Consider the following 12,173-nt stretch of genomic DNA (forward strand, 5'->3'; position numbering starts at 1 on the left):
ACCCCATTTACTTGTAAAAATTAAAGAAGTCTTCCTCGATCGCTGATGCTTGCGAAGCGACAATGATCGCATCAAATACCTCTTCCTCGATTCGTTCCTCAATATCTGACTCGCGATTTTCTTCAAGCATCAACACTTCAATTTCCTTGTTCATCAATGCTAAATAATTGGCAACTGGTAAAAAGTAGTCATCGATCAGAAACAAGAGCTTTGCCCCTTCTTCTATCTGATGATTCACTAAGCGAAAATGTTCAACATCGTCTGTATAATATAGCTCATCGATCACGATCATTTCATCTAGTTTCTTATGTTGCTCAGGATTTATGACTACCTCCAAATAATCTCCTCGGCGGGCAATTCTATCCTCCGATTCCAAATCAAGATACTCCATGTCCACTTCAAAAGAAGGGAGCAACAGACTTAACTCATCACTTTCCGTAAAGTAACTTCCTGCAGCATCCATCAAGTCTCCATGGATTCCATTAGTATAAATCTCTTCCTGATAATTTCCCAAGTTTATAGCTTGAGAATCAGACACAAAAACTTCTGGATTCCGTTGTCTCAACTCTTCCATGATAGCTACTGCTGTAGCAAATGCCGCTTGATCCGTCCAAACACTATGAGAACGATAATAATACTTATCGTAAGTCATACGCTCTAGCTGTGTGGCTTTTCTCAAATCCAAACTGTCTACCTGATGATAGGCAAGCTCTAGAAAAAACTCATCTAAATTGCGCTGGATAGGCAAATTTTCCGGATATCCCTTCCGAATTTGACTGACTCCGTGAATGTATTTCCCGGAAGTCCCTACATAAAGAAGTTCTGTTATTGGATCTGCTAAGGACTCTTGTAGCTCTTTCATTCGTGCAGCATAGGTTCGAATATTTAGATCGATCTCTGAGAAGTAATTCATCTGTTGCAGATAACCGTCTTTCGTTTTAGAAACATAAAAATTGCGGGCTTCATTTTTCCCCTGAGCAACTAGCAATAGGGAATACACGTCCCTCAGCGTTTGTTCAGAGGGAATCTGATCCAAAAGTTCTTCTTCCAAGACCGTTTGTGTAAAAATATTTTCTTCTTTGGACAGCTTCCGCAATTCGCTATAGGACTGGGTGCCTAAAAAGATTCCCAGTGTGACTGTTATAAGTGAAAGGACCACAAACAAAATCCATGTGTCTAATTTTTTTTCTTTCATCGCATCTCATCCTTTAGTTACCCTAGTTAAACCAAGGTCTGTCCTAGTCCAAAATCAAGTAAAATAAACAGCAAACATAAAATATATAAAAGAATGATCCCAATCATTTGACCAAAGCGTAGCCATTGTGCCTGCTTTTTCCATTTGGCGCTGTATTCTCGTTCCTTTAAAAATGGATGAACGAACATCAGGTAAACACCAATCAATAATGGTAACCAGAGTTCTCTTAAAAATACCGCTACACGCGCGTCATAAAAACCATTGTTATTCAACCAAAACAGATCTCCTAAAAATTGTCCTGTATGATACAATGACTCACTTCTTAGGAAAACAAAACCGATCAAGACCAGCAATACTGTGTACACCCGTCGAAACAGGAGCGAATGGACTCTCTCTGAAAAAGAGAAGAAATGCTCGGCGATCAAAATGACAAAGTTCAGTGCCCCCCAAAAGACATGATTCCAATCAAAGCCAAACCACAGACCGATCAACAGCCAAGTCAGGAGTAAATTGATCGTGATCTGATCTCGATTGAGTTCTAAATTAATCAATCGTAGGAAATATTTTCTAAACCAGCTGATCACTGTCATCTGCCATCTGCGCCAAAAATCTGTCAGCGATGTTGCTTTGAATGGATGATTGAAGTTTTCTGGCAAGCGAATTCCTAGCATTCCTGCCAAACCGATCGCCATGTCTGCATAGGCTGAGAGTATAAAATACAATTGTACCCCATTGACAAATAGGCCTAGCCAAACCAAAGTGACCGGTGGTTGAGTGATTACACTATCAATCGCAGATTGTACAAATACATAGTTGATAAAATAGGCTAGCTGGTCGGCAATCAATAATTTTTTAGACAGACCAATAATAAAACGTTGCGCACCTGCCCCAACTTGTGCAATATCAAATATCCCCACTCCAATTTGTTCCTTCATTTTTGAAAAGTCGATCAGTGGTCCATGAATTAATTTAGGAAAAAAAGAGACATAAATCGCAAAGTGTAGGATATTTTTGTCAGCGGCGGTTTCTCCCAAATAGACCTCAATACAATAGCCGATCCCTTGTAAGATAAACCAAGCCAACCCCAATGGAATCAACCAGTCAACAGACGGTTGCCAGCCGTTTGTCTGAAAAATAGCAGTAAAACGAAACAGACTAAATATCAGTATATCGACACCTACGATCAAAGTAACTGGTAGGATGCTCTTTTTTTTCTTTCGTTGTTGCCTTTCAATGAGGTGCCCTCCTAGCCAATTCCAGCCGATCACAAACAAGAGAGTAGAAAATGACAACCAGCCTTCCGAACCCAGCCAATAAAAGCTCAAGCTAGCTGCTAAAAGAACAAGCTGTTGGATTTTTAAATATCGGACAGTTGCATAATAGAAAAGCAAAGTGACCGGCAAAAACAAAGCAATAAATGAAATCGTATCAAAAGCCATTCCTGTCACCTCTACTTTCTGGATGCATAGTATGCTGGGATAGCAAAGATCAATACCGCAGCAAGCAAAATCAATGGCATGTAGTAATTCACGCCTGTATTCATTGTTGTCGTTCTTTGTAATTTGTCCAAATGACTGCCTGTCGCACCTGCATGTTTTAAGATTGCGGTTTTCAACCGGTACATCTCCACACGGTGCTCCGTAGCATTTCTAACAAGAGAAGTATCTGATTCAAAATTTTGCAGACTGTGCCGATTGAACCCCGTATAAATATGACCCCACCTTGTCCATTCCCGATCGATCGCACTTCCAAGATGATTGGTTACCATATCGACGGTAGTTATAAAATTTTCATCTGAAAAAGGTCCTCTTCTTAACTCAGCGTAGCGCTTTTGCATTTGATCAATAAATTTTTCATCCGTCATCAAACGATCAAACCAAGGATGAGTCTGGAAAGCTGTTACTTCATATTCTAAGGGTTCTGTTTTATAATTATCCATTGCACCGTCATAGTCCCAAATGGGTCCCATTTTTAATTTTTGTCCTTTATCTTTGTACATGTAGGTAGAATGAACCCCCGCATCATAATTTGTAAAAAATTCATTGATCAGAAAATAATCAATAAACGAAGGGACATCGATATATCTGGGATAGGTAGAAAAGATATCCGGATCATCTGAAAAAAGAATTTGCTCAATGTTGTTTACATCGTTGGTGATATAGTCGATGTCTTCTTGCGTAATATTTCTCTGCCCGGGGTAAATCACGCCTAAAAATCTAGTGGTCAATTGATTTTGTGTTGCCCAAGTATCCAGAATGATATCTTCATCATCGTCACGATCGCGTCGCAGAATATATGGTGGGAAATAATCTGAATTGGCTGCGGCTTCGATAGCCACTCGCTCTTCTCCTTGTTTGATATTCTCCATCAGCAAATGCACACCTTCATAGTAATATTGCCCATTTTCATGATAGATCACTTCTGTAAAAATTGATTCTGGTGTATAAGGCATGACATCATTCCCTATCCGATAAGCTAAATAATTTCTCATCATGCTTTTATCCATCAGAGAGCCATTGATTACCCATTCACGTTCAGCCCCCATACCAAAAAAATCCACGTATCTATCTTGTCCTGATTCAGTCATTAATTTCACTAAATATTGTGCCTTTTCGTAGATCATTGAACTGTTTCCACGTCGCTTGATCTCCATCAAGCTTTCTTGTTTTGGTGAATCCGTGATTCGGTTCATCGCCCCCGTATCGATCAGTTTGATCGATCCCGATCGGTAAGGCTCCAATCCAGGAATGGGACGCATGGTTCCAGTCCCGTCATCGGCCGTATTGATTGGTGGTCGTTCTCCTCCAGAATCAATGATCAGGATTGGCAAATGCGTTTCAAATGATTCATCAACAAGCCAATTTTCATGGATTCCGGTCAAGGGGTCACTAATGACAGGTGCTGCTGCCAATGGTTCAGTATAAATACTGCTAGACAAATTTGCTCCTTTGTTTGTAAAAACAGTCGCGATCGTACCTACAGAAATCAAAGCGAAAATTGCAATAATTGTTTGTATACGATTTTGTCTCATAAGATCACAACCTAACGATTCATTTCATCATTTTGATTGACCAGGTTTACCGCTTGCAAACCGGGAATCTTTCTCAGATGAACAGCTAAAGATTCTACTTTTTTGTCTGCATCTCTCAATTGTTTTTCGGATAATTCGTAAATATATTCCAACGATTCATTGGTCGTATTTTTTACGCGATAACGAACTTTTCCTAAGAAAAGCTGTTCGATTTCTTTTTCAACGGTGCTCTCTGCACTGGATGCTCCCCGCAAGATCAACAGATAACGTTCATTGCTCTTCACTGATCCAAACAAAATTAGGAATAAAAAGATGATACCTGAACCTATTGAAACAATGACATATTCCTGCACACCACAGCAGATCCCTGCAGCAATCGCCCAAAAAATATAAGCAGTATCGCGAGAATCCTTGATCGCTGTCCTAAAACGAACGATGGACAAGGCTCCAACCATCCCTAAAGACAAGGCGATATTGTTACCAATGACATTCATTACAAGGGTTGTAATCAATGTCAACATGACTAGAGACACATTGAATTTGGCACTATAGACACCATTCGAATGGGAAATACGATAAGACAGGTAGATTACCAGTCCTAGAACCCCAGCAATAAAAAAATTCAACAAGACATCTTGAATAGTCAACGCTCCCTGATTGGCACTCAACAACTCAAATAACACTTCTCTCATAACAACCTCTCCTTTTACATTATTCTGGCGTGTGACTGATAAAACGTGACATCACATATTTACTATAAGACAAAGCTGACTTGTCGATTTCATCCAACAAATCTTTAACATAAGAAAATAAAAAATGGTTGTACTTAACCTCTAAGGTAACATCATCTGGAAATCCTACTGGATAATAGCCAGATCCATCACCAAACAAATCAAGATTGCTCTCACTTGCTACCAACTGCTGATCGAATGTCACTCGAATGTCATTACTGTCCAGCATAAAGGCAAAACGATTGTATTGGACAATCACCTGTGGCCGATAGACACCTTTGTACATCATAAGATACAACTCGTCTGCTAAAGGATGATCGATTTCCTTTAGTACTCCATACTCGCAGTCGATCAACCTCAAAGCTTGTGCCTTCGTTAGACGCAACGACCGCTTTTGCTGCCAGTTCCCAAACTTAGCTTTTAATTCTAGCTTCGCTACCTGGTCCTCTGGAGAATAGATCCTCAGACGAATTTTCTTTCGATTTTCGATCCCATCCAGTTTTTCCTCTATGTCATCGTGATAAATACTGTCAAAATACAGCGATCGAACGACATATCCATCCAAGCCGTTATGCTTGTCCTCCGGTAAGACACTCTTTAAAAAATGCTGCGTTCGCAAAGAAGTTTCCAGCGAAATTCGATACTTCATTTCCCGTCGTTTGACGTTGAGCAGCTCGGCCATACACATCCCCTCCTCCTTCTAATGATCTGCTTGAAAAATCACCACTTTATTCCGTTCTTTTTTCGCACTGTATAAGGCATAGTCAGCACGAATAAACAATTCTGTTACGCCTGCATCTGGATTATACTTTGCTAAACCAAAGCTAGTCGTCAGCGAGAGAACAATCGTATCGGATATTTGAAAGTCACGGACTTCTTTCTGAATCTCTGTACAGACAGCTCTCGCTTCATCCATACTTATATTTTGAAAAAGCAAACAAAATTGATCCCCACCAAATCGGAAAACCATACAGTTTTTAGCCACTTTTTTTAGCGTTTCAGCATAGGCTTTTAAACACATGTCACCCGTATGATGACCATAACGATCATTGATTTTCTTAAAATAATCGATATCGCCAACTGCTAAAATATAGCTATCTTCCCCATTACTTTCTTCAATTGATTCCAAAGCAGCATTCAAGCCTGAACGATTGTAAATGCCGGTCAGTTCATCAAACCGTAGCTGATGTTCAAGAGCAAGTCTTTCCATTTCCAGTTCGATACTCGCGCTATTTTTCTGCTGGAGAAACCGTACGCTGATGATACAAATGATCGAAAAAATCAACATTATGACAAATAGCAAAATAATTTCCGTCAACCGTATCGGACTCTCAAAAATCGTTTCTTTATTTGGGTCCCAGATCAAAACAAATTCTGAAAGAAAAAACAAAGCAAGACTACTTATACTGATTGTGCTTGTCAATCGTGGCACCGTATAGATGACCGTCAAAACAATTGGTATCAAATAAATAATATAAATCGGTGTGAAGATATTGTGGGTGGTGGTTAACACAAAACTAATCAAGGTGGTGGTGAATGAAACGATGTAAATCCGTTGTGTTTGGGAAACTTGCTGATTTTTCATGAGCAAGGCACAAATAAATAATAATAGCATGTTAGCTACCGTAGGAAGAATCAAATATTTCAAATAAAACCTCAGCAGTGTTGTAGTGACCAAACTCGTTTGGCTGACATACAGACTGAGCAAACTCTCTACAAAAAAAGCAGCAATAGAGAAAGAAACTGCCATCTTAAAATGGAGTATCAGCCACTCTCTATCAATTTTTGAATATTTATTCTCTATTTCTGCGACCCGCGTTTTCACAAACATTGGAAAGTTTGCACTCTGTTTCATGTTCTCTAACATGACCTCGCCATCCTTTCTAACGAGACATTTTGTTAATCATCCATAATTTCACAAAGCAATTAAAAGCATTCAAATTTTAATTAACGATAGTTTATCATGATTTTAACATTTTTTTAATTATTTTAACTTATTTTTTACAATTTATTGTTATATTATCATTCGACAGGTAACAAAAAGACAAATCCTCTGATAAATCAAACTTCCATTCTTCTTTTTAGCCAACTATTTTTTTTTAAAATAGTTTTAATTTTCTAAATCGCCTCCTTAATCATCTTATTTTTTGAATAAACATTAAAATACTATAAGAAAACTAACGAAAAACAACCAATCATGTATATTTATTCATAAAATAGCTTAAGAACTATCCATCTGGAACAGTTCTTCAAAAATTCTGTAAAAACGGCTTCCCTTCACTGATCCAATATCATTCACCTCCAATCATCTAACGCACATCGCAGCGAATAAAGCGCGATTTACTACATTTTTCACTTTGATTATATCATCAAATCAGGTTGATTTTCTTTGAATATTTATAATTTCCCTACTTTAATAAAAAAAATTTATAAATAACAATAAATAAAATTTTTTTGATTACTGGGAAAACTGACTGATTTTTCTTGTTATCGTCTCAAGTAAATAAAATAGCTAGTTCTGAACTTTCGGTATTTTGGTCATGATCGATTATTCATTGATTGGTCATTCGTAGTCATGCTATTTTTTCTCAAAAAAAAAAAAAAACGCCGAAAACTTCTCGGCGTTTTTTAAGAGCTTGATTAAAATACTGGAATGACCGCTCCTTGATAGGTTTCTTCGATAAATTCTCTTGTTTCATCAGATCCTAAAGCTGCAAGAAATGCTTGGATCGCTTCATCGTCTTGGGCACCGTCTTTAACAGCTGCTACACAAGCATAGGTTTCTGCGGCTTGTGAATCCTTCGCTTCAGTCAGCAATGCATCCTCATTGACACTCAAGTCAGAACCTAAAACGTAGTTGGCATTGATGACAGCAATATCCACATCATCCAGAGAACGAACAACTTGAGCAGCATCTAGTTCAACAAGTTCCAAATTTTTAGGATTTTCTACTATATCACTCACTGTTGCCGTAATGTCTGCGTCCTCTTTTAATTGGATTAATCCTGCATCCTGTAACAACAGTAAGGCACGGCCCCCATTAGTTGCATCATTCGGAATTGAAACTTTTGCGCCGTCTGCCAGTTCATCCAAAGAAGATGTTTGTCCAGGATAGATACCTAAAGGCAAGAAATAGTATTTCGTATCGCCTGCAACAACCAGATCTGTATCATGCTCTTCGTTGAAATTGATCAAAAACGGCTCGTGCTGGTACAAATTGATGTCCAGATCGCCATCTGCTAATGCTGTATTTGGCAATACAAAATCGTCAAACACTTTGATCTCTAAATCGTAACCCTCTTCAGCCAAACGACCTTTCACATCTTCTAAAATTTCTGCGTGCGGTGTTGCTCCGGCACCTACAACAATCGTTTTTGGTTCTTCATTGCCACCTTCAGCAGCTCCTGTCTCTGAAGTATCACCGCTATTTCCACAAGCTGCCAAACCTAGAAACACTGCACCTAATAAACTTAAACCGATAATTTTTTTCCAACCCTTTTTCATCTCAATCGCTCCTTTTATTTTCCTATTTGTATTGTCTATTTGATTATTTATCAAATAAAATAAAAAAAGTCCTTTTGTCAACGAGTTGACAAAAGGACGTATAACCGTGGTACCACCTTTATTTGAAAGCATCAGCTTTCCTTAACCCATCTCATCATCTATAAGAAATGGTGTCCATGTTAACGGTCGGCCAGACCGAACCCACCTACCTATCGATGGATTATCCTCAGAGACCATCTTCGCTTCTCTCCCTTAGTTCTTTTCACCAACCAGAACCTCTCTAAAAAGATCGACAAAACTACTCTTCTCTTCAACAGACGAATTATTTTATTTGCTTAAAAAGTAATTTACCTTAGAAACAATTCAATGTCAACAACAAATATGAAAAGAGTGGTAAATAAAAGAAATATTTTGCTAACATTTCTTTTGTTTAGCGATTACAAACAGGCTCACTAGTTTAGTTGCTCCGAATCATTTAAAGCATAATCCACTGCTGCTTTTGAGTGGATCACTGTCGTGTCAAAAATCGGGATCGTCACGTCATCCTGCTGGATCAACAAACCGATTTCTGTACATCCGAGGATAATTCCCTGTGCACCAGCTGCGATCAATTTTTCAATAATGATTTGATACTCTTGTTTGGACTCGGGAGTAATCTCACCTAAGACAAGTTCATTGAAAATCACTTGATTGATCTTCTCTATATCTTCCGACTCAGGCACAAGTACCTCAATATTAGAAGCAAGGATTCGTTGCTTGTAAAAATCTTGCTGCATCGTATATTTGGTTCCTAACAATCCCACTTTGGTAATTTTGTTTTGATTCAATTCTTTGATTGTTGCGTCTGCGATATGCAGCATAGGGATTGTTACCGCCTCTTGGACCTGGTCTGCGACCTTATGCATGGTATTGGTACAAATTAAAAAAAATTCTGCTCCTGCTTTTTCCAAACTCTTAGCAACTTCTCCAAGTATTTGACCACTTTTTTCCCATTCATTTTGTGATTGCAGTTTTTCGATCTCATCAAAATCAACACTAGCTAAAAGAATCTTGGCCGAATGCAAACCTCCTAATCGTTGATTGACTAATTGATTGATTTGTTCATAATAAGTCACGGTACTTTCCCAGCTCATCCCGCCGATCAAACCGACTGTTTTCATCTGCTTCACTCCTCCTAAAATATTGCTGTAAGCATAGCATGAATATGTGACAGGAACAAACGATCTAAGGATAAAAAAAAGACAGACCTTTTTTATTTCCAAGGTCTGCCTTGTCTCTGTCAATGCTTATTCTTCTTCAGTCATGAATGTATTGAACACTTCTTCGATCATATCCCATTCTTTGTCTGTTTCGATTTGTTCCAGATTGCCTTCTGTACCGTCTTCGTTTTCAACGTAAGCGTAGGCTTGTAATTCTACTTCTTCCTCTTCTGGAACTCCAGCTGGATATAATAACACATAATTGCGTCCAAATTCTTCTTGTCCGTCGATCGTCAATAAGATCTCGTATAATGTTTCATTTCCGTGCTCGTCCACTAAAGTAATATGTTCGTGTCCTTCGTGGTCATGTGTATGTTCTGACATATTTATTCCTCTTTCCTTACATTTAAATTTAAAACAGTTTTTTTCCAGCACCATCAAGATAGTTTTGCAAAATCATCACGGCAGCTAATTTGTCGATGACTTTCTTACGTTTGGCACGAGAGGTATTCGCCTGCTCTACCAACATTCTTTCTGCCTGAACTGTTGTCAAACGTTCATCCTGATAGGTCACAGGAATACTGTATAATGCTTCGATTTTTTCGCCATATGCCATCGATGCTTCTGCTCTGGGCCCAATCGTATTATTCATGTTTTTAGGAAGGCCGACAACAAATCGTTCCACCTCATATTGATCAACCAGCTCTTTTAAGCGCTCGAATCCAAATTGTTCCTGATCCTCATTGATGCGAATGATCTCTACACCTTGTGCAGTCCATCCCATTGGATCACTGACTGCCACTCCGACTGTTCGTGAACCAACATCCAAACCCATGATTCTCATTACAAATCGACTCCATGATTTTCTAAGTAGAAGCGAATCAACACTTCCAAGATCTCATCACGCTCATGGCGACGAATCAAATTACGAGCCTCTTGATAACGAGGAATGTAAGCTGGGTCTCCAGAAAGTAAATAACCCACAATTTGATTGATTGGATTGTACCCTTTTTCTTCTAACGCACGATATACAATCGCTAATGTTTCACTTACTTCTCTTTTTCGACTATCATCAAAATCAAAACGTACTGTTTCATCTGTAAACCCCATCAATACGACACCTCTTTCTTCATTTAAGTTTGTAAGTTCTCCTTATACATTGTACTAGACATCATCAGAAACTACAAACAAATACTTTGATTTACCTTTACTATACTTCATTTTTATGACAATTCTATGAATTTTTCACTATCTTTTCATTGATGCCTTTTCGAAAGACCTTTTGTTTTAAAATACGCAAGAGATCATCTTCTTGTTCTCAAACAATATTTCACTGAGTGAAGACCTGCGAACAAATCATTGACGAAGTCTTGTTCCTGTCCTAAAGTAAAGGCAAAAGGAGGACGGTTATGGAGACGACGACTTTTGACAACGTGCAAAAACAAATTACCAAAGGGCACTTGCTGCTTCTTTATGTATCAATGGCAAACTGCAGTGTATGTCATGCGGTGAAACCACGAATCGAAAAGCTATTTCAGAACCATTCATTCCCAGTTCTTCACTTGGAGGCAGAACACTATCCTGAAGTTGCCGGTGCCTTTCAAGTGATGACTGCTCCTGTGATTTTAGGTTTTTTCAATGGTAAAGAAATTCATCGGCAGGCAAGGTTCATCGATTTTAACAAGCTGGAAAAATCCATGGAAAATTATCAGTCACTTGATCTATCGGTTACTTATGACGATCTGTTCAACTAAAAATGTCCCTGTCGCGATCGACGGGGACATTTTTTTATTCTTCTGTTTTGACAACTTCTTCTGCACCGGAATGCAAGAAATAGATCAGAGTTTGTAGTTCATTCGTCAAATCGACGTTTTGAATCAGAATATCACTTGAAGCTGTGATACGCGCAGGTGTAAAATTCAAGATTCCTTTGATGCCTGATTCCACTAATTCATTGACTACATCCTGTGAACGTGTCGCTGGAACTGTCAGAATCGCAATATCGATTTGTTGGATCGCGATCTGTTCTTTCATATCGCTCATTGGATAAACCGGGATTCCGTCCACGATACGTCCAACAATATCCGGATTTACATCAAATGCTGCACTCACACGAATACTGTTGCTTTGATGGAATTTGTACTTCAGCAAGGCACTGCCGAGATTTCCTACACCGACTAATGCAACATTGGTCATTTGATCATCGTTCAATGTTTTGGCAAAGAACTGCATCAAATCTTCCACGTCGTAGCCATATCCGCGTTTTCCTAATTCTCCAAAATAAGAGAAATCACGACGAATGGTCGCACTATCCACCTGAACAGCTTCGCTTAATTCAGTTGATGATACTTTTTGCTTTCCAGCATTATTTAAAATTCGCAAATAGCGATAATAGAGTGGCAAACGCTTAGCCGTTGCCTTTGGTATTTGATTTTCTTTCACTTTATAGACCTCCGTTTGTGAAATCTTCACTATTACAATGAGTATCATATAAAAAGTAAAAGAAAAAAGCA

At 38.6% G+C, this 12,173-nt stretch carries 13 protein-coding genes and 1 other annotated feature; of the genes, 1 reads left to right on the forward strand and 12 read right to left on the reverse strand.

What is annotated here, in order from left to right; genetic code table 11:
• Positions 1–7: 7 nt before the first annotated feature.
• From ACWODM_RS07240 to ACWODM_RS07290, 11 genes are all read right to left on the reverse strand, one after another.
• Positions 8–1,195 carry an alginate O-acetyltransferase AlgX-related protein gene (locus ACWODM_RS07240; RefSeq protein ID WP_455320704.1) on the reverse strand — a complete coding sequence of 396 codons (1,188 nt, stop codon included), beginning with the start codon at positions 1,193–1,195 and terminating at the stop codon, positions 8–10.
• Between the two features lie 26 nt (positions 1,196–1,221).
• On the reverse strand, positions 1,222–2,634 hold the full coding sequence (locus tag ACWODM_RS07245; RefSeq protein WP_455320705.1) for an MBOAT family O-acyltransferase: 1,413 nt from the start codon (positions 2,632–2,634) through the stop codon (positions 1,222–1,224).
• 11 nt (positions 2,635–2,645) lie between these two features.
• Positions 2,646–4,226 carry a CotH kinase family protein gene (locus tag ACWODM_RS07250; protein WP_455320706.1) on the reverse strand — a complete coding sequence of 527 codons (1,581 nt, stop codon included), beginning with the start codon at positions 4,224–4,226 and terminating at the stop codon, positions 2,646–2,648.
• 11 nt (positions 4,227–4,237) lie between these two features.
• The gene (locus ACWODM_RS07255) at positions 4,238–4,918 is read right to left on the reverse strand and encodes a DUF4956 domain-containing protein (protein WP_455320707.1); all 681 of its coding nucleotides are present in this window, start codon (positions 4,916–4,918) and stop codon (positions 4,238–4,240) included.
• Between the two features lie 19 nt (positions 4,919–4,937).
• Positions 4,938–5,639: a polyphosphate polymerase domain-containing protein gene (locus ACWODM_RS07260; protein WP_455320708.1), complete on the reverse strand. Its 702-nt coding sequence runs from the start codon at positions 5,637–5,639 to the stop codon at positions 4,938–4,940.
• Positions 5,640–5,657: 18 nt separating this feature from the next.
• The gene (locus ACWODM_RS07265; RefSeq protein ID WP_455320709.1) at positions 5,658–6,824 is read right to left on the reverse strand and encodes a GGDEF domain-containing protein; all 1,167 of its coding nucleotides are present in this window, start codon (positions 6,822–6,824) and stop codon (positions 5,658–5,660) included.
• A 773-nt stretch (positions 6,825–7,597) separates the two neighbouring features.
• Positions 7,598–8,461, reverse strand: coding sequence for a MetQ/NlpA family ABC transporter substrate-binding protein (locus tag ACWODM_RS07270; RefSeq protein ID WP_455320710.1), 864 nt, complete (start codon positions 8,459–8,461; stop codon positions 7,598–7,600).
• An 89-nt stretch (positions 8,462–8,550) separates the two neighbouring features.
• Positions 8,551–8,784, reverse strand: a binding site (T-box leader).
• A gap of 129 nt (positions 8,785–8,913) precedes the next feature.
• On the reverse strand, positions 8,914–9,621 hold the full coding sequence (locus ACWODM_RS07275; RefSeq protein ID WP_455320711.1) for an aspartate/glutamate racemase family protein: 708 nt from the start codon (positions 9,619–9,621) through the stop codon (positions 8,914–8,916).
• A 126-nt stretch (positions 9,622–9,747) separates the two neighbouring features.
• The gene (locus tag ACWODM_RS07280; RefSeq protein ID WP_455320712.1) at positions 9,748–10,044 is read right to left on the reverse strand and encodes a DUF1292 domain-containing protein; all 297 of its coding nucleotides are present in this window, start codon (positions 10,042–10,044) and stop codon (positions 9,748–9,750) included.
• Between the two features lie 28 nt (positions 10,045–10,072).
• On the reverse strand, positions 10,073–10,504 hold the full coding sequence (ruvX, locus tag ACWODM_RS07285; RefSeq protein ID WP_455320713.1) for a Holliday junction resolvase RuvX: 432 nt from the start codon (positions 10,502–10,504) through the stop codon (positions 10,073–10,075).
• Positions 10,504–10,770: an IreB family regulatory phosphoprotein gene (locus ACWODM_RS07290; RefSeq protein ID WP_455320714.1), complete on the reverse strand. Its 267-nt coding sequence runs from the start codon at positions 10,768–10,770 to the stop codon at positions 10,504–10,506. The genes ruvX and ACWODM_RS07290 overlap by 1 nt, the downstream gene beginning before the upstream one ends.
• A gap of 299 nt (positions 10,771–11,069) precedes the next feature.
• On the opposite strand from ACWODM_RS07290, the gene ACWODM_RS07295 reads away from it, so the two are divergent.
• Positions 11,070–11,414 (forward strand): thioredoxin family protein, encoded by a 345-nt coding sequence (locus tag ACWODM_RS07295; RefSeq protein WP_455320715.1) that lies wholly within the window; start codon positions 11,070–11,072, stop codon positions 11,412–11,414.
• A 34-nt stretch (positions 11,415–11,448) separates the two neighbouring features.
• Here the strand turns inward: ACWODM_RS07295 and ACWODM_RS07300 are convergent, their stop codons facing one another.
• Positions 11,449–12,102, reverse strand: a complete 654-nt coding sequence (locus ACWODM_RS07300; RefSeq protein ID WP_455320716.1) for a redox-sensing transcriptional repressor Rex — start codon at positions 12,100–12,102, stop codon at positions 11,449–11,451.
• Between the last annotated feature and the right edge of the window lie 71 nt (positions 12,103–12,173).

This window comes from Enterococcus olivae (assembly GCF_053760925.1).